Origin of the sequence: Streptomyces roseus (assembly GCF_001044425.1) — a bacterium.
GTDB classification, from domain to species: Bacteria; Actinomycetota; Actinomycetes; order Streptomycetales; family Streptomycetaceae; genus Streptomyces; species Streptomyces roseus.
Map to the genome: position 1 here is coordinate 32,233 of NZ_LFML01000056.1, position 20,701 is coordinate 52,933.

The window sequence follows — 20,701 nt, forward strand, 5'->3', positions numbered from 1 at the left end:
CACTGTTGGTGAACGCGACGTCAAGCTAAGGGCCGCCACCCCTGTACAGGGGTGGCGGCCTTCTTGACGACCTGACTGAGTAGAACCCGTTCGGCCGCGCCCTGAGTGGCCGCCCGGTCACTTCGGGGGGACCGCCTTGTGCCACGGGGTGCGGGGGGTGGGGGTGGTGGGCAGGGTGGTCGTGATGTGGAGTTGCGCGTCCAGGCCGAGGACCGCCGTCGTCGTCGAGCCCGCCGGTTCCAGGACCCCTGCCGGGGCGCCCGCGTACAGCATCTGCGACTCCGTCCATGCCGGCGGGCCGCCCAGGCCCGTCGTGCCGATCGTGCCCGTGTCCGCGCGGCCCGACAGGAGGCGGCCCGCGACCCCGACCGCGCCGTAGCCCGCCCGGCCGCCGGCCTCCGTGACGCTGGAGACCTGCGGCTTGCCGGAGCCCGCGGTGACCAGGGCCGTACGGACGACCCCCGAGTCGGGGCGCCGGAAGTAGAGCCGGACGCCCGTGCCCTCGGCAGCCGCCGACAGCGGGACCGTGGTGGCCGGCAGGCCCGTCGGGAACGGCCCCTGGAGCGGGGCGCCCGGGGCGGGCTGCGTCCAGGCCAGTACCGACTTGGTGGTGGCGGCGTACACCTGGTGGCGCCCCGCGGCGTCCACCGCCGTCACCGGGTCGCTCTGCAGGTCCTCGCCGCCCAGGCGCTGCCAGGAGCCGAAGACCCCGTCCGGCTGCTGCTCGCGGGCGCGCAGGGTGCGGCGGGAGTCGCGGACGTAGACGGTCAGGCGCCCGTCGGGGGCGACGGCCGCCGCGGGCGCGCTGATCGCGGAGGTGCCCTCGTCGTCGGCGCCCTCGGGGGTGCCGAGGGACTGCCAGGGCCCGAAAGGCCCGTCGGGCGCGGCCTGGACGGCGTACACGATCTCGCGCAGGTAGTCCGCCGGCCCGTGGCCCAGGACCGTGCGGGTGGCGAGGACCGCGACGCGGCCGTCCGGGAGGCGGGCCGTGCTCGCGCCCGGGTCGATGCCGGTGCCGGGGAGGAGGGTCGGGCCGGTCCAGGCACCGGCCGCCGGGCCGTTCGCGCCCGGCCGGGTCCAGAAGGCCATCTGCCCGTCCAGGGCGGCGAAGGCGTAGAGCCGGCCGCCGGTCCCCGGTACCAGCCAGGAGGTGTTGTCGGCGCGGGCGTAGCGCAGCGACTGGGCCCAGTTGCGGCCGGTGGGGCTGCCGGCCACCTTGCGGTCGCCGCAGCCGGAGGGGCTGCCGCAGTAGTTCTGGTGGTCGAGCCAGGCGTACGTCTTGAGGAAGCCGGTCTTCGTCTCGGCCGTCTGCGGGTCCAGCGCGTGGGGCAGGGTGCCGTTGTGGTAGCCGAGGTAGTTCTGCACCGAGAACCGCGGCCGGTCGGTGACCTGGGCGGCGTAAGCGGCGGTGGCGGCCTGGACGAACCGCGCGCCGTACATGTGGTCCTGGTGGTCGGTGTACTTGCCGGTGTCGTGGTAGCGGCCCGGCGTCGGGTCCTGCATGCGTCTCGTCGTCGGCTTGTACAGCGCGAGCAGCCCGGCTATCGACTGGACCACCTGGTCCTTGGTGTACGAGTACTGCTGCTTGACCGGGGTTCCGGAGGTCAACTGGGCGCCGAGCGCGGGTATCTTGCCGTTCCACAGGCCGCGCAGGCTGTCCGGGTTCTCGGCGGTGGGATTGCGGGCCTCGCGTATCTGCAGCCAGACGAGGTTGACCTGCGGACGGGCCATGAGGACGTCGAGCTCGGCCCGCCCGCCGCCCGCGGTGGATATGACGGTGCGCTTCCAGGTGCCGGTGCGGTCGCCGGTGGCCATCTCGGCGTAGGCGGCGCGGATGCCGTTCTGCCGGGCCTCCGCGTAGTGGGCGCGATCGGCGGGCTGCTCCGGGTCCTTGAGGCCGGAGCCGTTGGCCTCGTTGCGGCCGTCGGCTTCGCCGGAGGTCAGGTAGACGGTGGTGAGCGCGAGCCCCGCGGTCAGCGAGCGGCTGAGGTCCGGGTTCATGAAGAACAGGTCGTCGTCGGGGTGGGCGACGACCTGGACGACCGATCCGGACGTGGTGCTCGCGACGACCGCGGCGTCCGGGTTGCGCTCCGGGGTGGCGGTGGCCTCCGCCGACGTCTGCTGGCCGGTCGCGACGGCGAGCACGCCGGTGGCCCCGACGGTGAGGACGGGAAGGAGGGCAGCGAGGAGGAAGCGGCGACGGGCAATCGGCATCGGTTACGCCTTGGGTCGTTCCGGGCGGGAAGAACGGCAGTTCGGTCGGTTCGGCTCAAGCAGCTCAGTCAGAGAGAGGCCAAATCGGGGGACTTGGTTCACCGATGTGCTCGATGACTCCTGCTTTCCGGAAACGACCGGATGTGATTGTGCCGGGTGCGTTTCGGATCGGTGCACGCGCCCGGGATGTGGACGCGCGGTCGCGCGCGGCCCGAGGCCCGGCGCCCGGAGTCCGGAGCCCGAGGCCCGAATCCCGGACGACGCGCTCAGCGCCCCGCGTTGCGCGGACCCACCGGCAGCCACGGCGCCAGGTGCGCGTCCGCGTCGTCCGCCGACGAGGTCACGTACAGCCGCGCGTCGAGCCCCACCACCGCCAGGCTGACCAGGTTCCGGCCGGTCGTCGTGGACGACGGCGCCCCGACGAACATCAGCGGCGAGCGCTCCCACGGCCGCCCGGGCCCCAGGCCCGAGCCCAGCAGTCCGCCCGCCGAGCGGCCGGCCAGCACGTGCCCGCTCGCCGTCACCGAGCCGAAGCCCTGGAGGCCGCCGAGGTCGGTGAGGTGGTTGACCTTCAGCCCGCCCTCGCCCGTCACCAGGGCGGTACGGACGTTGCCCGAGCCCGGCTTGCGGAACCACAGCCGCACCCCGCCCTCGCGCCCCTCCGCGGTGAGCGGGAGGGTGGTGTCCGGCAGCCCGGTGGGGGTGGCCCGCCCCAGCGGGGCGCCCGGCGCCGGCTGCACCCAGCCCACCACCGACTTGGTCGTCGCCGCGAACACCATGCGCCGCCCGGCGCCGTCCGTCGCGGTGACCGGGGTGCCGTGCAGGCCGGAGCCGCCGTACGAGGCCCACGGCCCCCAGCCGCCGTTCGCCGACTGCACCCGGCCGCGCAGCGAGCCCGCGCCGTCGCGGACGTACGCCGCCAGCTGCCCGGAGCCGTCGACCGCGACGGCCGGGGCGCTGATGTCGGAGGTCCAGATCTCGTCGGCGGTCTCGGGCGTGCCGAGCGACTGCCAGTCCCCGAACTCCTGCGCCCCGGGTCCCTTCTGGACGCCGTACACGACCTCGCGCCGGTACTCGGCGGGCCGCGCGCCGAACGACGTACGGGTGCCGAAGACGGCGATCCGCCCGTCCGGAAGGGTGACGGTGGCCACGCCCGGGTCCATGCCGGTGCCGGGCAGCAGCAGCGGACCGCTCCAGGCGCCGATGGGGCCGGAGCGGTGCCAGAGCGCGACCTGGCCGTCGAGCACCTTGAAGGCCCACAGGCCGTGCTCCTTGTCGGAGGTCAGCCAGGAGGTGCCGGTGCCGCGGGCGTAGTTGACGGTGGAGGTCCAGCCGTTGCCGGCGGGGTGGTCGGCGACCTTGAGGTCGCCGCAGCCGGCGTCGCTGCCGCAGTGGTTCTGCTTGTCGAGCCAGGCGTACGTGCCGAGTATGTCCAGCTTCTCCTTGGCCTCGTCGGGGTCCAGGGCGCTGGGCAGGGAGCCGTTGAAGTAGCCGACGTAGTTCTGCACCGCGAAGTGCGGGCGGTCCTTGGCGTCGACGTCCTTCGCGTACGCGGCGAGGGCGGCCTGTACGAAGCGGGCGCCGTAGAAGTGGTCCTGGTGGTCGGTGTACTTCCTGGTGTCGGGGAACCGGCCGGGGGTGGGGTCCTGGGCGCGGACGGTGGTCGGCCCGTACTGCTCCAGGACGCCGACGAGGGTGCGGACGACCTGGTCCTTGGAGTACGAGAAGCGCTGCTTGACGGGTGTGGCGGAGGAGAGCTGGGCGCCGAGCGCCGGGATCTTGCCGTCCCACAGGCCGTGGAGGCTGTCGGGGGCGCTGTCGTAGACGGTGCCGGCTTCGCGCAGTTGCAGCCAGATGAGGTTGACCTCGGGCTTGGCGACGAGGATGTCGACCTCGGCCTGCCCGCCGCCCTTGGTGGGGACGACGGTGCGCTTCCAGGCGCTGGTGCGGTCACCGGTGGCCATCTTGGCGTAGGCGGCGCGGATGCCGTTCTGGCGGGCTTCGGCGTAGGCGGGCTTGTTGGGCGCGGTGGTGCTCTGCCTGCCCTCGGTGGCGTTGATGCCGTCCGCCTCGCCGGCGGTGAGGTAGACGGTGGTGACGGGGTGGCCGGCGGCTATGGAGTACCGCAGGTCGGGGTTCATGAAGTACAGGTCGTCGTCGGGGTGGGCGACGATCTGGAGGACGCGGCCGGGATCGGGTGCGTCGACGGCGCCCGCCGGGGCGGGGCCGCGCCGGTCGCCGCCGAGGCCGCTGATGCCGGCGGTGCCGCCCGTCTTGCCGAGGCCGCCGAGGGCCTCGCCGCCGCGGAGCAGGAGCATGCAGCCCGCAGCGACCGCGGCGGCCGCGGCGATCCCCTTGACCACCCGGGCCCGGGCGCGGGCCCGGGCCTGCCCCGCGGCCTCGGCGGCCCGGGCCCGCCTCGCCGCGCGCCGGCCGGCGGGTGCGGACCCCGCCGCGTCCCGGCGCTCGTCCCGGCGCCGCCCCGCGCCCTCGGCCGCCCGGGCCTGCCCCGCGGCCTCGGCCGCCCGGGCCCGCCTCGCCGCGCGCCGGCCGCCCGGTGCGGCGGCCGGTGCGGCGCCCGGGGCCGGATCGGCAAGGGGGTCTCCGCCCGGTCCTCCCGGCCAGGGGGTGTGACCCTGGGAGGGGGGTCGTTCGGGCATGGAGGTCCTTCGGGTGTCGGGCCGGAGCGGAGGTAAAGCGTCCGTATTTATGCAGATAATCCGATAATCGGGATCATGGTACGTGCCCGGTCGGGCAGGTGAGTCGAACGCCTGCTCCGGCTAGGCTCGCCCCAGGCCCGCACGGGCCGTGGCCGTGGCCGGGGCAATGGCAATGGCAATGGCCGAGGCAATGGCAGCGGCAGCGGCAGCGGCAACAACAGCGACGGCGACGTACGCGGGAGGCGGCGGGATGACAGTCCCGGGACGCAGGAGCAGTACCTTCATGCGGCTGCTGCGCAGCGGCTTCACCGACCCCTCGGCCGCCGCCCGGCTGCTCGACTCCGACGCGCTGGCCTCCGTACGCACCGATCCGGTGCTCCTCGACGCCCTCGGGGCCACCGCCGATCCCGACCTCGCCCTCCTCGGGCTCGTCCGGCTCGCCGAGGCGCAGAGCGAGGACGAACGGCCCGCGCTCCTCGACACCCTCGTCAGCGCCAAGCCGCTGCGCGACCGCCTCCTCGGCGTGCTCGGCGCCTCCGAAGCGCTCGGCGACCACCTCGCCCGCCACCCCCGCGACTGGCACGCGCTCGTCACGTACGAGGCCGCCGACCTGCACCCGGGGCTCGCCGAGTTCGAGCAGGGGCTCGCCCGGGCCCACGACCCCGTCGCCCTGCGCGTCGCCTACCGCCGCTGCCTGCTCTCCATCGCCGCGCGCGACGTCTGCGGCACCATCGACGTCGCCGAGACCGCCGCCGAGCTCGCCGACCTCGCCACCGCCACCCTGCGCGCCGCCCTGCGAATCGCGTCCGCCGCGGCCCCGGAAGACGCCGCCGCCTGCCGGCTCGCCGTCATCGCCATGGGCAAGTGCGGGGGCAACGAGCTCAATTACGTCTCCGACGTCGATGTCATCTTCGTCGCCGAGACCGCCCCCGGCACCGACGAGGGCAAGGGCATCCAGGCCGCCACCCGTCTCGCCTCCCACCTCATGCGGATCTGCTCCGAGACGACCATCGAGGGCACCATCTGGCCCGTCGACGCCAACCTGCGCCCCGAGGGCCGCAACGGCCCGCTGGTGCGCACCCTCGCCTCCCACCTCGCCTACTACCAGCGCTGGGCCAAGACCTGGGAGTTCCAGGCCCTCCTCAAGGCCCGTGCCGTCGCCGGCGACGCGGACCTCGGCGCCCAGTACATCGACGCCATAACGCCGCTGGTCTGGCACGCCGCCGAGCGCGAGAACTTCGTCGCCGACGTCCAGAAGATGCGCCGCCGCGTCGTCGACAACATCCCCGCCGCCCAGGTCGACCGCGAGCTCAAACTCGGCCCCGGCGGCCTGCGCGACGTCGAGTTCGCCGTCCAGCTGCTCCAGCTCGTCCACGGCCGCAGCGACGCCACCCTGCACTCCGGCTCCACCCTCGACGCCCTGCACGCCCTCGCCGCCGGCGGCTACGTCGGCCGCACCGACGCCGCCCAGCTGAACGACGCGTACCGCTTCCTGCGCGCCATGGAGCACCGCATCCAGCTGTACCGGTTGCGCCGCACCCACCTCGTCCCCGAGGACGAGGCCGACCTGCGCCGCCTCGGCCGCTCGCTGGGCCTGCGCACCGAACCCGTCGCGGAGCTCAACAAGGCCTGGCGCCGACACGCCTCCGTCGTCCGGCGCCTGCACGAGAAGCTCTTCTACCGGCCGCTGCTCGACGCCGTCGCCCAGCTCGCCCCCGGCGAGACCCGGCTCTCCCCGCGCGCCGCCGGCCAGCGCCTCGAAGCCCTCGGCTACGCCGACCCGGCCTCGGCCCTGCGCCACCTCGAAGCCCTCGCCTCCGGCGTCACCCGCAAGGCCGCCATCCAGCGCACCCTGCTCCCGGTCATGCTCGGCTGGTTCGCCGACTCCGCCGACCCGGACGCCGGCCTGCTGAACTTCCGCAAGGTCTCCGACGCCCTCGGCAAGACCCCCTGGTACCTGCGGCTCCTGCGCGACGAGGGCGCCGCCGCCGAGAACCTCGCCCGCGTGCTGTCCGCGGGCCGGCTCGCCCCCGACCTGCTGATGCGCGCCCCCGAGGCCGTCGCCCTGCTCGGTGACCCCGGCGGGCTCGCGCCCCGTACGCACGAGGCCCTGGCGCAGGAGGTGCTCGCCGCCGTCGGCCGCGCCGACAGCGCGGAGGCCGGGGTCGTGGCCGCCCGCGGGGTCCGCCGCCGCGAGCTGTTCCGTACGGCCGCCGCCGACATCATCCGCTCCTACGGTACGGAGGACAGCCCGGCCGAAGAGGACACCGGCGCCCTCGTCGACCGGGTCGGCGGCGCCGTCTCCGACCTCACCGCCGCCACCGTCGCCGGAGCGCTGCGCGCAGCCGTCAGCCACCACTGGGGTGAGACGCTGCCCACCCGCTTCGCGATCATCGGCGTGGGACGCTTCGGCGGCCACGAGCTCGGCTACGGATCCGACGCCGACGTCCTGTTCGTCCACGAACCCCGCGGGGGCGTCGACGAACAGGTGGCCGCGAAGGCCGCCCAGACCGTCATCGCCGAAATGCGGCGCCTGCTCCAACTCCCCACCGCCGACCCGCCGCTGCTCATCGACGCCGACCTGCGTCCGGAGGGCCGCTCGGGTCCCCTGGTCCGTACGCTGTCCTCGTACGCCGCGTACTACCGGCGCTGGTCGCTGACCTGGGAGAGCCAGGCACTGCTGCGTGCCGAGCCGGTCGCGGGCGACATCGAGCTCGGGGCGCGCTTCATCGAGCTGATCGACCCGCTGCGCTACCCGATGGAGGGTCTCGGCGAGGACGCCGTACGGGAGATCCGCCGCCTGAAGGCACGCATGGAGTCCGAACGCCTGCCGCGCGGCGCCGACCCCACGCTCCACACCAAGCTGGGCCGCGGCGGCCTGAGCGACGTCGAGTGGACCGTGCAGCTGATCCAGATGCGGCACGCCTGGGCCGAACCGGGCCTGCGCACCACCCGGACCCGCGAGGCCCTGGCCGCCGCGCACGCGGCCGGGCTGATCCCGACCGAGGAGGCGCAGATCCTCGACGAGGCCTGGGTGCTCGCCACCCGGGTCCGCAACGCGGTGATGCTGGTCCGCGGCCGCGCCGGGGACACCTTCCCCTCGGAGGCCCGCGAACTGGGGGCGGTGGGCCGCTACCTGGGCTACGCGGAGGGCACGGCCGGCGAACTGCTGGACGACTACCGCCGCATCACGCGCCGCGCCCGCGCGGTCGTGGACGACCTGTTCTACGGGGCGTAGGCCTGTAGTCGAGCTGTTCCGGCATGAGTGGTCCGCGAATCGTCAGCGGGTCCGCGCGAGGCAAGGTTCGCCCCTGCCAACCGGGACACGCCGATGCCTCGGTATTTCAAGCCTTCTGTCGAGCGGCTCGCGAGTCGTCAGCGGTGCTCAGGCTCAGCGGATCGCCGCTGTTTGGGGCCGCTTTCGAGGGGCGGGGAAAGCGCCTTCCGAAGTGGAACGAATGACCGAAATGCAGCCTGTGACCCGCCTCGTGCCCCGTAAGCCCTTGGGCAAGATCGGGTAGCTGCATTACGTTCGTGAACGTGCACCGGTCGTACCTGACCAGTCCAACCGGCTGCGCATACATGGCAATTCGCACGGGGGAGCGGAGCCAGGCGCGGTTCGGGCCGAAAGTGTCCAAGCCGACGGCTTCACGAACAGGCACCTGATCTCCGCACCCCTTTGTGCATGACACAAAGGGAAGACTACGTGAATCGCAACACCATGCGCATCGGCGGCGTCGCCGTACTTGCGGCGCTGACCCTGGGCCTCGGCGGTACCGTGGCGCAGGCGAGCACCGCCTCGGCTGCCCCGACCTTCACCGCGGCAACGCAGGAACAGCAGCAGTTGGTCCGATCGATGGCCACCGCCCTGCTGAACTCCCCCATCGAGTACAGCGCGGCCGAGCGCGCCGAGCTGGTCGAGATAGCGAACGGGGAGAGCGCCGCGGCCGGCAAGTTCGACGGCATCGTCAAGCTGTTCAAGAAGATCCCCGGCTTCGCCAAGGCCGTCGCCGGCACGTACAGCGAATTCAAGGCCTGGTACGACGGTCTGGCCTGGTACTGGAAGGCTCCTTTGACCGCTGCCGGCCTGGGCGGTGACCTACTCACCATCTGGCAGCTTTTCCACTGATGTGCGCTGAGCTCTGACCCAAAGGGGCGTGCCGCAGCCGTGGTTGCGGCACGCCCCGCAGGCTTGCCCTCCCCCGCGAACCCGAGAGGACACACGACGTGGACACTCCCTCAGTTCCAGCGCGTGCCGAAGATCAGCAGAAGCCCGGATGGGTTCTGACCGCCCTCTTCTTCGGCGTGACATGCGCCGTTCTCCGTCTGGGCGAGGTCTGGTCCTGGTGGGCCCTGCTGTGGGTTCCATTGCTGGTCCTCGCCATCGGCTCCCTGGTGTACGAGTGGCGGCTCATGGCCCGTAGCCGGTGGCGCATGGGTCCCCTGGACTGGGGATTGCTTGTGACCTCCCACCTCGGCCTCGCCGCCGCCCTCGCGGCCGTCTGGCTTGCCGGGCGCTGAATGCCCGGGCTACGCCGCGTGCGCGTCGGCGGGTGGGCAGTCGCGGCAGCGGCCCGGGACGGGGGAGTGGAAGGCGCGGTCGCAGCCGTCGCAGGTGCGGAGCGGGTGGATCTCGCGGTCGGGCGGTACGGGGCGGGGCGGCCCGGGGTCCGGCAGCCGGGGTGGCAGGAGTTCCCGCAGGCGGTGGGCGGTCAGCGCTGCCGGGGAGTGGATGGGTGTCGTGGGGAGCGAGCGGGTCAGGGCGTCGATGACGGCGCTCGCCGTCAGCCCCCGCTCCAGCCAGACGCCTGCGGCGGGCGCCAGCCGTACGGTGTCCCGCTCGGACAGCACGAGCCGGGGGTCGCGCAGCCGCAGTCGGGCGAGCAACTCGCGGGCCTGGAGTTCTGTTTCGGAGACGGCGGCCGGGGCGGGGTCCGGCTCCGCTTCGGGCTCGGGCTCGGGTTCGGGGTCCGGTTCGGGAGTCGGCTTCGGCTCGGTGCCGATGGGCTCGGCGCGCCGTTCGCGCGCCGCTGCCGCCATCGCGGGCGGGTTGTTGTACGAGACCGTGCAGGTCACGATCCGGCCGGTGGGGAGCCGCTCGTGGTAGCGGGCCAGGTAGCCGTGCTCCTCCGGCTCGCGCAGGGTGGCCGCGATGCGGACTTCCCCCTCGGGGAAGCGTTCGGCAAGGGCCTTGATGGTGACCTTCGCGCCCGCCGGGAGGGACTGGATGTGCGTGGCCAGACCGATCGCGCCCATGCTCAACTCGCGGTGCTGGGCGAGGTGGTTGCCGATCTTGACGTAACCGCGGCGGTGGTCCTGATTGATGTGCCGGATGCCCGACGAGACGCGCGAGGGCGCGCTAAACTGCTGATCAGCCATGGGAAGGGGCTCTAGCCTTCTCTTGGTCAGGCCCTCGGCGGGATTGGCGTCCCGAGCGAGGGCCGAATTGCGTTATGGGGTTGTCGGGGGCAAGCGTGCCCGACGGATTGGCATATGCGCCAGCCGGGTTGGGGTGATTCACCCGTCCGAGTGAGAGGGGTGGGGGAGGTGGGGAGAGGTCATTTCCCCCGGTTGTTTGTCTTTAGACGTCGAGCGTCACCGGCTATCGCCCCACCGGACCGTGGAAACCTCGATCCGGTGAAATCGGACTTTCCGATTCCCGTGCCTCGACGTGTGCATCCGTGCTTAGCCTGGGAGGAGTTGCAGGCAGGCGGAGGTGGCAGTGAGCGCAGAGGGCACCGACGAGTCGAGCTGGGCACTCGATCCGGAGGACGAATCCGGGGCGGTCGTCGCGGCGGTGGGACGCCAGTTGAAAATGTGGCGGGAGGCCGCCGGATTCGACCGGTCCGCATTCGCTGAACGGATGGGCTACGGGGCGGACCTGAACCGCAAGATCGAAAGCGGCATCCGAATTCCGCGTCCGGAGTACCTGGACAAGGCGGACGCGGTTCTCGGCGCGGGTGGGAAGATCGCCGCGATGAAGGTGGACGTCGAAAAGGCCCGCTATCCCAAGAAGGTTCGGGATCTGGCCAAGTTGGAGTCCGAGGCGGTGGAGATCGGGTCGTACGACAACGGCGTGGTCCCGGGCTTGCTTCAGACCGAGGAGTACATCCGTGCCCTCTACGCGGTGAGGCGTCCGGCCTACTCGGAGGATCAGATCGAGCGTCTGGTGGCGGCGAGGGTGGCGCGCCACGACATCCTCCGCCGACATCCGGCCCCGTTGCTGACCGTCGTACAGGAGGAGGCTGTTCTCCGACGGCCTGTCGGGGGCAAGATGGTGCTGCGCCGCCAACTGGAGCACCTGCTGGAGGTCGGCCAGTTGCGCAACGTAGAGATCCAGGTGATGCCCACTGCGGTGGAGGAGCACGCCGGTCTCGCGGGATCACTGAAGATCATGCGCCTCAAGGATGGAACGACGGTCGGACACAACGAAGTTCAGCTGGTCAGCCGCTTGATCACCGAGCCCAAAGAGGTCCAGGTCCTGGACATGCGCTATGGCATGATCCGAGCGCAGGCTCTGACGCCTCGCGAATCTCTGACGTTCATCGAGAAGGTACTGGGGGAGACATGAGCATCAAGCAGTCGGCCGAGGGCGTCTCCGCGCTGACGTGGGTCAAGAGCAGCTACAGCACCAACGACGGACCCGACTGCGTCGAAGTGGCTTGGACCAAGAGCAGCTACAGCACCGCTGATGGAGCCGACTGCATCGAGGTCGCCCAGACCCCCGGGACCGTCCTCGTCCGGGACTCCAAGCGGCCCGGCGGCGGCCGGCTGGCCGTCGCCCCCGCCGCCTGGGACGGGTTCGTCACGTACGCGTCCAAGTGAGACCAGTGGGTCCGGCCTTCAAGGCCGTGTACCGCTACCGGCGGCCGGATCCGAAGTGCTGGCAAGTCGTCGTCACGGCCGTCTGCGCCCACGTGCACGACAGTTGGGACGCCGCCCGGGCGGTGGCCCAGGCCGGCTCCGCCGTTTCCACGCACGCCGATCGGTTGGCCGAGGCTTTCGCCACGCGGCTCGGGAACGTCTAGGAGCTCGCGCTCGCCCTCGCCGGGATGGGCGACGAAGCCTATGTACGCACCCTCATCCAGGCCTTGGCGCGGACGGGTGCGAGCACGGACCGGCCCGTACCGGAGCCCCTGACCCCTGCCCAGCGGGGACTGCTGCGGAGAGGGCGGGGTCCGCGCGCGGCACGCTGACCGCCGCCTCAGGCCGGGCCGCCCGCCCCACCCAGCAAGGCGCGCGCGTACGTCAGGAACGCGGCCAGGCCCACGTCGAAGGCCGCCTCCGCGCGGCCGGGGCCGACGGCCTCCAAGGCGTCGGCCAGCAGCGGGGTGTCGGGGGAGGGCTCCCACATCGCCTCGGGGGCGGCCAGGTCAAGGGCCGAGCCCAGGACCAGGTTCTCCAGCGCCGTCAACAGCGGCATCACCCGCTCGCGGGTGAACCCCGCCGCCAGCAGCATGCCGACCGCCCGCTCGTACTGCGCCAGCACCCGCGGGGCCCGCACCGGCGTGGTCATCAGCAGCGGGATCGCCCGCGGGTACGCGGCGAAGGCGGCCCGGTACGAACGCGCCCAGGCCTCCAGGGCCCGGTCCCAGGGCTCCAGGTCCAGCGTCCCGTCCGCGATCCGGTCGCACACGAGCTCCCGCACCAGCTCCACCACCCCCGCCCGGCCGTCCACGTGGTGATACACCGACCCGGTCTGCACGCCGAGCGCCCGCGCGATCTGCGGGACGCTGAACTCGCCGTGCTCCGCCAGCAGTTGCAGGGCGGTCGCGGCGATCCGCTCCCGGTCCAGGAGGGGGGTGCGCGGCCGTGCCATCGGTTTCTCCCGCCGTGTGTCTTCCCGTACGCCAAAACCGGAGGCTACATTGCCGCAAACCTAAAGCCTTTAGGTTTTGGTCTCCCCGGTCTCCCCGAAGGGTGCACTGCCGTATGCCCGAAATGCCGGATCAGCCAGCAGACAGACCCGCCCTGCGCCGCGCCGCGCTCGGCACCGCCGACATCTCCTTCTTCGTGGTCTCCGCCGCCGCCCCCCTCACCGTCATGGCCGGCGTGGCCCCCGTCGCGATCCTCCTCGGCGGGATCGGCGCCCCCGCCGGGTACCTCCTCGCGGGCCTCACCCTCGCCGTTTTCGCCGTCGGGTTCACCACGATGAGCCGCCACGTCCGCAGCGGCGGCGCCTTCTACGCCTACATCACCCGCGGCCTCGGCAAGCGCGTCGGCATCGGCGCCGCCCTGCTCGCCCTCGTCGGCTACAACGGCATGGAGATCGGGGTCTACGGCCTCCTCGGCACCACCACGGCCGACACCGCCCACGCCCTCGGCGGCCTCGACGTCCCCTGGCTGCCCGTCTCCCTCGCCGGCCTCGCCCTCATCTGGTACGGAGGCTTCCGCTCCATCGACTTCGGCGCCAAGCTGCTCGGCGTCCTGCTCGTCGCCGAGACCGGGATACTCGTCCTCCTCGCGGGAGGCGTCCTCCTCCAGGGCGGCGCCCACGGACTGTCCGCCGGCTCCTTCGCCCCCGGCGCGGTGCTCGTCCCCGGCACCGCCGCCGTCCTGGCCTTCGCCTTCGCCGCCTTCACCGGCTTCGAGTCCACCGTCATCTACCGCCGTGAGGCCCGCGACCCCGACCGGACCATCCCGCGCGCCACCTACATCGCCGTCGCCTTCCTCGGCCTCTTCTACGCCTTCATCGTCTGGACCGTCATCCAGGCCTTCGGCGCCGGGGAAGTCCTCGCGGCCGCCGCCGAGGACCCCGGCGGCCTCTTCTTCGCCGCGATCACCACGTACGTGGGCCCCTGGGCGGCCGACCTCATGCACCTCTTCATCGTCACCAGCGTCGTCGCCTCCCTCCTCGCCTTCCACAACGCCATCAACCGCTACGCGCTCGCCCTCGCCGAGGAGGGCGTACTGCCCGCCGCCCTCGGCCGGGTCCACCCGCGCCACCGCTCCCCGTACCTCGCCGGACTCGCCCAGACCGGCCTCGGCGCCGTCATCGTCCTCGCCTTCGCGCTCGCCGGGGCGGATCCCTACCAGCAACTGCTGCTCTGGGTGAACACGCCCGGCATGATCGGGCTCATGGCGCTGATGCTGCTCGCCGCGATCGCCGTACCCGTCCACTTCCGGCGCACCGCGCACACCGAGGGCCCCTGGCGGACCGTGGTCGCGCCGGTCGCCGCCGCCGTGCTGCTGGCCGTCGCGATCTGCCTCGTCGTCTCCAAGGTGGACCTGTTCACCATGGCCTCCACCACCGTGAACACCGTGCTCGTCGCCCTCGTCCCCGCCGTGTTCCTGGCCGGGCTCGGGCTCGCGCAGCGCCTGAAGACCCACCGCCCCGAGACCTACGCCCGATTCGCCGCCGAGCCCGATGCCGGAACCTCCGCGCCGGACACCCAAGGAGAAGCGCTGTGCCCGTTGCCGACACCGTCCTCACCGGAGCCCGCGTCCGCACCCTCGATCCCGCCCGGCCCGAGGCCCGCGCGGTAGCCGTCCTCGGCGGCGAGATCCTCGCCGTGGGCGACGAGGCCGACGTACGCGACTGGCGCGGCCCCGGTACGACGGTGCTCGACCTCGGCGGCGCCACCCTCACCCCCGGCCTGACCGACGCCCACAGCCACCCCATCTGGGGCATCGAGATGGCCGCCGGCACCGACCTCTCGGCCGTCCGCGACCTCGACCGGCTCCGGTCGGCCCTGCGCACCGCGCCCCGCCTCGGAGGCTGGGTCCTCGGCCACGGCCTCGACCACAACGCCTTCGGCGGCCGCCCCGTCGACAAGACCCTGGTCGAGGAGGCCCTGGCCGGCGCCCCCGCCTTCCTGCGCCTGTACGACGGCCACTCCGCCCTCGCCTCCGGCGCGGCCCTGGCCGCCGCGGGCATCACCGGCCCGCGCACCTTCGACCAGCGCTCGGAGATCGTCTGCGGCCCGGACGGCCGCCCGACCGGGCACCTCGTCGAGCACGCCGCGATGGCCCTGGTCGGCGCCCTCGCCCCCAAGCCCTCGGCCGCCGAGCGGCGCGCCCGGCTCACCGCCCTGCTCGGCGAGATGGCCGCCACCGGACTCACCGGGGCCCACGTGATGGACCTCGGCGACGGCGACGTACCGGCCCTGCTCGCGGGCGTCGAGTACGACGGCGACCTGCCGCTGCGGCTGAGGCCGGCGCCCTGGTGCATGCCGGGCGCCACCCCCGAGGACCTGGCGGAGCTGATCGGGCTCCAGGGGCTGCACGGCCGCCACTGGCAGGTCGGCGGCGTCAAGTTCTTCATGGACGGCACCGTCGAGGGCGGCACGGCCTGGCTGGAGCACGCCGACTGCCACGGCCGCGGCACGGACGCCTTCTGGCCCGATCCCGAGGCCTACTCGCAGGCCGTACGGACCCTGGACGCGGCCGGGGTGCGCACCGCGACCCACGCCATCGGCGACGCGGCCGTCCGCCACGTCCTGGACACGGTGGCCTCGCTGGGCGCCCGCGCCCGGATGCGGCACCGGATCGAGCACATCGAGACCGTCCCGGACGACCAGCTGGGACGGTTCGCGCAGCTCGGGGTGATCGCCTCGATGCAGCCGCCGCACACCGCGTACACCCGGGCCGACCACAGCGACGAGTGGTCGAAGCGGCTGGGCCCGGACCGGGCGGCGCGGGCCTGGCGCTGCCGGGACCTGCGCGAGGCGGGAGCCGTGCTGGCTCTGGGCTCGGACTGGCCCATCGCCCACCACGACGCCCGCCGGGTCCTGGCCACCGCCCGCAGCCCGCTCGGCGCGGCCGCCGCCGGGCCCGCCCTGACCGGGCTGATGGCCCTGGAGGGAATGACCTCGCACGCGGCGCTCGCGGCGGGGGAGGAGCGGGTGGCCGGCCGTATCGCGCCCGGCTTCCGGGCGGACCTGACGGCCTTCGCCCTCGACCCGGTGGACGCGGCCCCCGACGAGCTGGCCGGGGCGCCGATCCGGCTCACGATGTCGGGCGGCCGGATCACGCACCGCGAGGAGGCGTAGCGGCGGTCAGGCGTGCAGGAGGCTCTGCGGCAGGTAGGCGGAGGTGACGCCGAGCCGCCAGCCGTGGACCTGGACGGCCAGCGCGGCCAACGCGATGGTGGCGACCGGGAGGAGGGAGCGGGCGGGTGCGTCCTCGGCCGCGCCCTCGCGGAAACCGGCGAGTATCCCGGCCAGGGCCCGCTCGAAGGCGGGCTGGTCGTCGTCCAGCAGGACGCGCAGCAGCCGCTGGTCCGCGGTGAGCACCTCGAAGCCGTCCAGCCGCCGGGCGGCCTCGGCGCGCTCGGCGGCGTCGGGCTTGCGCAGGGTCTCCTGCGGCCAGTCCGGCGGCAGGTGCCCGGCCGCCGGCGTCAGGTAGAGGCACAGCGCGTCCATCTCGGCGAGCTCGGCCGGGTCGGAGTGCGAGTCGAGCGGCGAGTACGGCACGCCGTCGCGCAGCGCCGGGGCGTAGTCGTTGCGCAGCAGCAGCCCGATCGCCCGGTTCCGCTCCCGGACCACCCCGCAGGCCACGCACAGCGCGAACGCGTCCAGCCAGGTGCGGGCCGTAGGCGCCCGGTCGACGGCGTCGCCGCCGAAGGAGAGGTCCGTGCTGCTGAGCTCCTCGTGGAGGAGGGGGAACGGCACCTCGAAGTCGCCGTTCGGGAAGCAGCCGAGGGAGAGCTCCCCCAACGCGCATTCGGCCGCCGTCAGCAGCGCACGGCGGGCGACGGCTCCGGTCAGCTCCGGGTCCGCCAGCGACCGCGCGCCGACGTGGTCGAGGAGGTCCTGACGGGTCTCGTGGAGCCCCTTGAGGGACAGCCCGCCGCCGTACCGCAGCTCGTACCAGTGGTCGTAGGCACGTCCCGGGACGTCTTCCAGGGCCTCGGTCATCCGGTGCTCGCCGACCTCGTGCCGCTCCACGTCCCGCACGCCGCCTCCTTGATCGTTCCTGCTGGCGAGGCGCACGCTAACAACACCCACTGACATCGCGAGCCGCAGGGAGCCGCGCGATCCGCTGCGGCGGGCCCGCCGGGGCGGCTCAGGCCCCGCGGAACCGGTTCAGCAGCGCGGCCGTGGCCGGATGCGCGTCGGTGGCCCGCGGCTCGCGCGGCAGCCGGTGCGGGAGCGCGCCGTACCAGGCGCGCGAGACGGTGTAGCCGAACGCGAGGCAGAGCATGCCGCCCGCGGCGTCCAGCCAGAAGTGGTTGGCGGTGGCCACGATGACCACGAGGGTGGCGACCGGGTAGAGCAGCCCCAGGATCCGGGCCCACGGGGCGGAGGCGACCGCGAAGATCGTCAGCCCGCACCAGAGCGACCACCCTATGTGCATCGAGGGCATGGCCGCGTACTGGTTCGACATGTGCTTGAGGTTGCCGGAGGCCATCGAGCCCCAGGTGTGGTGGACCAGCACGGTGTCCACGAAGTCCTGCCCGTTCATCAGCCGGGGCGGCGCGAGCGGGAAGAAGTAGTAGCCGAGCAGGGCCACGCCCGTGGTCGCGAAGAGGACCATCCGCGTCGCCGCGTAACGACCCGGGTGGAAGCGGTAGATCCACACCAGGACGCCGATGGTGACGACGAAGTGGAGCGTGGCGTAGTAGTAGTTCATGCCGACGACCAGCCACGTCACCGAGTTGACGGCGTGGTTGACCGAGTGCTCGACGGCGATGCCGAGGGTGCGTTCGAGGTCCCACAGCCAGTCGGCATTCGCGAGGGCGTCCGCCTTCTGCTCGGGCACCGCGTTGCGGATGAGCGAGTACGTCCAGTAGCTGACCCCGATGAGCAGGATCTCGAACCAGATGCGTGGCCGGCGCGGAGCGCGCAGCCGGGGCAGGAGAGCGCGCTGATCGCCCGGACGGGCCCCATCGCCGACCACGCGGGATGACGACACTTCCGTCCGGGTTTCCAGTGTCTTCACGCTCGATTCACCCATGGGGAAAGAGTCTGCCAGATGCGCCCCCGCCTCCGATCATCCCTCCGGACGGTCTCCGGCGCAGCCGCTCACCCCTGGGGAGTAGGTGATCCCCTACGTTCCCCTACGTCCCCCTGCGTTCCCCTACGCTCCCCGGCGCTGCTGCGGACCGGAGGCGGTGGATCCGCGGACCACCAGCTCGGGGAGGAAGACGAACTCGCTGTGCGGGGCGGGCGTACCGCCGATCTCCTCCAGGAGCGTACGGACCGCCGCCTGCCCCATGGCCTGCACCGGCTGCCGGATGGTGGTCAGCGGCGGATCGGTGAACGCTATGAGGGGAGAGTCGTCGAAGCCGACGACGGAGACGTCCTGCGGCACCCGCAGGCCCCGCTGCCGGGCAGCCCGGATCGCCCCGAGCGCCATCATGTCGCTCGCGCAGACGACGGCGGTGCAGCCGCGCGCGATGAGCGCGGCCGCCGCGGCCTGCCCGCCCTCCAGGGTGTACAGGGAGTGCTGGACGAGCTCCTCGACCTCGGCCTCGTCCAGACCGAGCCGCTCCTTCATCCCGAGCCGGAAGCCCTCGATCTTGCGCAGTACGGGCACGAACCGCTTGGGTCCGACCGCGAGCCCGATGCGGGTGTGCCCGAGCGCGGTCAGGTGGGTCACGGCGAGCTGCATCGCGGCGCGGTCGTCGGGCGAGACGAAGGGGGCCTGCACCTTGTCGGAGAACCCGTTGATGAGGACGTACGGGACGCCCTGCCCGCGGAGTTGGTCGTAGCGGCCCATGTCGGCGGTGGTGTCGGCGTGCAGCCCGGAGACGAAGATGATCCCGGAGACCCCGCGGTCGACCAGCATCTCGGTCAGCTCGTCCTCGGTGGACCCGCCGGGCGTCTGCGTGGCCAGGACCGGGGTGTACCCCTGCCGGGTCAGCGCCTGGCCGATGACCTGCGCGAGCGCCGGGAAGATGGGGTTGTCCAGCTCGGGGGTTATCAGTCCGACGAGCCCGGCGCTGCGCTGGCGCAGCTTCACCGGGCGCTCGTAGCCGAGCACGTCGAGCGCGGCCAGCACCGATTCACGGGTGCCGGCGGCCACACCGGGCTTGCCGTTGAGCACGCGGCTGACTGTGGCTTCGCTGACCCCCGCCTGGGCTGCGATGTCGGCTAGCCGTGCGGTCACGGGATTGGACTGTACCGGTCCCCGGCTCACAACGCCCACCACGTGCACGAATCCGGCGGCAGCAGCACGGTCCGGCCGTCGGTCTCCACCGGCGCGCTGGACAGGACGGGACGCCCCGGCGCGGGGAGTTCGAGCGGCTCGGAGCGGCTGTTGAGGGTGCAGGCGAACCCGGGCCGGGTGAAGAGGAGCACGCCCTCGGGCGCGGGCAGCCAGGTCAGCGGCCCGGCGTCGGGGGAGCCGAGGCCGGGCAGCGCGCGGCGCAGCTCCAGGGCGGCGCGGTACAGCTCCAGCGTCGAGTGGGGGTCGCCGGTCTGGGCGGCCACGCTGAGCGGGGCCCAGTCGGCGGGCTGCGGGAGCCAGCTGCCGGCCGGCCCGAACCCGTACGGGGGCCGCTCGCCGGACCAGGGCAGCGGGATCCGGCAGCCGTCGCGCAGCCCGTCCTGCCCCGCGGAGCGCAGGAAAGCGGGGTCCTGGCGCAGGCCGTCGGGGAGGTCGGCGACCTCGGGCAGGCCGAGCTCCTCGCCCTGGTAGAGGTACGCCGACCCGGGCAGGGCGAGCATCAGCAGCGCGGCGGCCCGGGCGCGGGCCAGGCCCCGGGCGCCGCCCCCGTACCTGGTCACCTGGCGTACGACGTCGTGGTTGGAGAGCACCCAGGTGGTGGTGGCGCCGACGGAGGCCGTGGCCGCCAGGGACTCGTCGATCACGGTCCGCATCGCCGAGGTGTCCCAGGGGCAGTTCAGGAAGCGGAAGTTGAAGGCCTGGTGCATCTCGTCGGGCCGCACGTACAGGGCGAGCCGCTCGGAGGTCGGGGCCCAGGCCTCGGCGACCCCGATGCGGGGGCCCTCGTAGGAGTCGAGCAGCCGCCGCCAGGAGCGGTGGATCTCGTGCACGCCGTCCTGGTCGAAGAAGGGGAGCGGCTCGGTGCCGATCAAGGTGGCCTGGGCGCCGCGGCCGATGTCGGGCATACCGGGCGCCTTGACCATGCCGTGGGCCACGTCGATGCGGAACCCGTCGACGCCGAGGTCGAGCCAGAAGCGCAGGACGGAGGAGAACTCCTCGGCCACCTCGGGGTGCTCCCAGTTCAGATCCGGCTGCTCGGGGGCGAAGAGGTGCAGGTACCAGGCCCCGTCGGAGGTGCGGGACCAGGCGGGGCCGCCGAAGACGGACTCCCAGTCGTTGGGCGGGAGCTCCCCGCCCGGTCCGCGGCCGGGGCGGAAGTGGTAGCGGTCGCGGGCCCCGGCCGCGGGGTCGGCGAGGGCCTCCCGGAACCAGGGGTGCCGCTCGGAGGTGTGGTTGGGCACCACGTCCACGATGACCCGCAGGCCCAGGGCGTGGGCGGAGCGGACGAGCTCGTCGGCGTCGGACAGGTCCCCGAAGAGGGGGTCGACGGCCCGGTAGTCGGCGACGTCGTAGCCGCCGTCGGCCTGCGGGGAGACGTAGAAGGGGGTGAGCCACACGGCGTCGACTCCGAGCCGGGCCAGGTGGGGCAGGCGGGCGCGCACCCCCTGGAGGTCGCCGATGCCGTCGCCGTCGCTGTCGGCGAAGGACCGGACGTACACCTGGTAGATGACGGCATCGCGCCACCAGCCGCCGCCGCTTGCGGTCTCCTTGCTGGAAGCGCTTGCAAGCCGGGGGGCGGTCAGCTCATGGGTCATATCGGGGTCAACGCGCGTACATGCCCCCTGGTTGCGGGCCTGATGCCCCGAAGGAAGTTCGAACATCCAGCAAGCGGCGGCAACCGTCAGGACACACGGATGTAACGATCGGCCGTGCTT

Annotated in this window: 16 protein-coding genes; 8 read left to right on the forward strand and 8 right to left on the reverse strand. The window is 73.1% G+C overall.

What is annotated here, in order from left to right:
* Positions 1-117 precede the first annotated feature (117 nt).
* Complete coding sequence (locus ACS04_RS15060; RefSeq protein ID WP_048477099.1) at positions 118-2,214, reverse strand: PIG-L family deacetylase; 2,097 nt, start codon at positions 2,212-2,214, stop codon at positions 118-120.
* 266 nt (positions 2,215-2,480) lie between these two features.
* A complete protein-coding gene (locus ACS04_RS15065) occupies positions 2,481-4,874 on the reverse strand; it encodes a PIG-L family deacetylase (protein WP_053080777.1) in 2,394 nt (797 codons plus the stop codon).
* A gap of 250 nt (positions 4,875-5,124) precedes the next feature.
* Here ACS04_RS15065 and ACS04_RS15070 point away from each other — a divergent pair, with 250 nt between their 5' ends.
* From ACS04_RS15070 to ACS04_RS15080, 3 genes are all read left to right on the forward strand, one after another.
* Positions 5,125-8,112 carry a bifunctional [glutamine synthetase] adenylyltransferase/[glutamine synthetase]-adenylyl-L-tyrosine phosphorylase gene (locus ACS04_RS15070; protein WP_048477100.1) on the forward strand — a complete coding sequence of 996 codons (2,988 nt, stop codon included), beginning with the start codon at positions 5,125-5,127 and terminating at the stop codon, positions 8,110-8,112.
* A 468-nt stretch (positions 8,113-8,580) separates the two neighbouring features.
* Positions 8,581-9,003 carry a hypothetical protein gene (locus tag ACS04_RS15075; protein ID WP_048477101.1) on the forward strand — a complete coding sequence of 141 codons (423 nt, stop codon included), beginning with the start codon at positions 8,581-8,583 and terminating at the stop codon, positions 9,001-9,003.
* A 176-nt stretch (positions 9,004-9,179) separates the two neighbouring features.
* Positions 9,180-9,395: a hypothetical protein gene (locus ACS04_RS15080; protein WP_158977275.1), complete on the forward strand. Its 216-nt coding sequence runs from the start codon at positions 9,180-9,182 to the stop codon at positions 9,393-9,395.
* A 9-nt stretch (positions 9,396-9,404) separates the two neighbouring features.
* On the opposite strand, the gene ACS04_RS15085 is transcribed toward ACS04_RS15080, so the two are convergent.
* Positions 9,405-10,253, reverse strand: coding sequence for a hypothetical protein (locus ACS04_RS15085; protein ID WP_048477103.1), 849 nt, complete (start codon positions 10,251-10,253; stop codon positions 9,405-9,407).
* Positions 10,254-10,596: 343 nt separating this feature from the next.
* Here ACS04_RS15085 and ACS04_RS15090 point away from each other — a divergent pair, with 343 nt between their 5' ends.
* From ACS04_RS15090 to ACS04_RS15100, 3 genes are read left to right on the forward strand one after another with little or no spacing between them, the layout of a single operon-like run.
* Positions 10,597-11,445 (forward strand): helix-turn-helix domain-containing protein, encoded by an 849-nt coding sequence (locus ACS04_RS15090; RefSeq protein ID WP_048477104.1) that lies wholly within the window; start codon positions 10,597-10,599, stop codon positions 11,443-11,445.
* Entirely contained in the window at positions 11,442-11,699 is a 258-nt protein-coding gene (locus tag ACS04_RS15095) for a DUF397 domain-containing protein (RefSeq protein ID WP_048477105.1), read from the forward strand. The genes ACS04_RS15090 and ACS04_RS15095 overlap by 4 nt, the downstream gene beginning before the upstream one ends.
* Before the next feature lie 5 nt (positions 11,700-11,704).
* Positions 11,705-11,902, forward strand: a complete 198-nt coding sequence (locus ACS04_RS15100; protein ID WP_048477106.1) for a hypothetical protein — start codon at positions 11,705-11,707, stop codon at positions 11,900-11,902.
* Between the two features lie 176 nt (positions 11,903-12,078).
* Here the strand turns inward: ACS04_RS15100 and ACS04_RS15105 are convergent, their stop codons facing one another.
* Complete coding sequence (locus ACS04_RS15105) at positions 12,079-12,693, reverse strand: TetR/AcrR family transcriptional regulator (RefSeq protein ID WP_048477107.1); 615 nt, start codon at positions 12,691-12,693, stop codon at positions 12,079-12,081.
* A 113-nt stretch (positions 12,694-12,806) separates the two neighbouring features.
* Here ACS04_RS15105 and ACS04_RS15110 point away from each other — a divergent pair, with 113 nt between their 5' ends.
* Both ACS04_RS15110 and ACS04_RS15115 read left to right on the forward strand, forming a co-directional pair.
* Entirely contained in the window at positions 12,807-14,360 is a 1,554-nt protein-coding gene (locus ACS04_RS15110) for an APC family permease (protein ID WP_107438610.1), read from the forward strand.
* Positions 14,282-15,865 carry an amidohydrolase gene (locus ACS04_RS15115; RefSeq protein ID WP_048477109.1) on the forward strand — a complete coding sequence of 528 codons (1,584 nt, stop codon included), beginning with the start codon at positions 14,282-14,284 and terminating at the stop codon, positions 15,863-15,865. Before ACS04_RS15110 ends, ACS04_RS15115 begins: the two co-directional genes overlap by 79 nt.
* A 6-nt stretch (positions 15,866-15,871) precedes the next feature.
* On the opposite strand, the gene ACS04_RS15120 is transcribed toward ACS04_RS15115, so the two are convergent.
* The 4 genes from ACS04_RS15120 to ACS04_RS15135 form a co-directional block, all read right to left on the reverse strand.
* Positions 15,872-16,771: an immunity 49 family protein gene (locus tag ACS04_RS15120; protein WP_048477110.1), complete on the reverse strand. Its 900-nt coding sequence runs from the start codon at positions 16,769-16,771 to the stop codon at positions 15,872-15,874.
* 109 nt (positions 16,772-16,880) lie between these two features.
* Entirely contained in the window at positions 16,881-17,771 is an 891-nt protein-coding gene (locus ACS04_RS15125) for a phosphatase PAP2 family protein (RefSeq protein WP_078864782.1), read from the reverse strand.
* A 123-nt stretch (positions 17,772-17,894) separates the two neighbouring features.
* A complete protein-coding gene (locus ACS04_RS15130) occupies positions 17,895-18,926 on the reverse strand; it encodes a LacI family DNA-binding transcriptional regulator (protein ID WP_048477143.1) in 1,032 nt (343 codons plus the stop codon).
* Between the two features lie 26 nt (positions 18,927-18,952).
* Positions 18,953-20,581, reverse strand: a complete 1,629-nt coding sequence (locus tag ACS04_RS15135; protein ID WP_048477112.1) for a glycoside hydrolase family 13 protein — start codon at positions 20,579-20,581, stop codon at positions 18,953-18,955.
* Between the last annotated feature and the right edge of the window lie 120 nt (positions 20,582-20,701).

Coding starts and splice junctions, on each gene's coding strand:
- ACS04_RS15060 (WP_048477099.1), bottom strand. CDS start 2,214: ATGCCGATTGCCCGTCGCCGCTTCCTCCTCGCTGCCCTCCTTCCCGTC.
- ACS04_RS15065 (WP_053080777.1), bottom strand. CDS start 4,874: ATGCCCGAACGACCCCCCTCCCAGGGTCACACCCCCTGGCCGGGAGGA.
- ACS04_RS15070 (WP_048477100.1), top strand. CDS start 5,125: ATGACAGTCCCGGGACGCAGGAGCAGTACCTTCATGCGGCTGCTGCGC.
- ACS04_RS15085 (WP_048477103.1), bottom strand. CDS start 10,253: ATGGCTGATCAGCAGTTTAGCGCGCCCTCGCGCGTCTCGTCGGGCATC.
- ACS04_RS15095 (WP_048477105.1), top strand. CDS start 11,442: ATGAGCATCAAGCAGTCGGCCGAGGGCGTCTCCGCGCTGACGTGGGTC.
- ACS04_RS15105 (WP_048477107.1), bottom strand. CDS start 12,693: ATGGCACGGCCGCGCACCCCCCTCCTGGACCGGGAGCGGATCGCCGCG.
- ACS04_RS15110 (WP_107438610.1), top strand. CDS start 12,807: ATGCCCGAAATGCCGGATCAGCCAGCAGACAGACCCGCCCTGCGCCGC.
- ACS04_RS15125 (WP_078864782.1), bottom strand. CDS start 17,771: ATGGGTGAATCGAGCGTGAAGACACTGGAAACCCGGACGGAAGTGTCG.
- ACS04_RS15135 (WP_048477112.1), bottom strand. CDS start 20,581: ATGACCCATGAGCTGACCGCCCCCCGGCTTGCAAGCGCTTCCAGCAAG.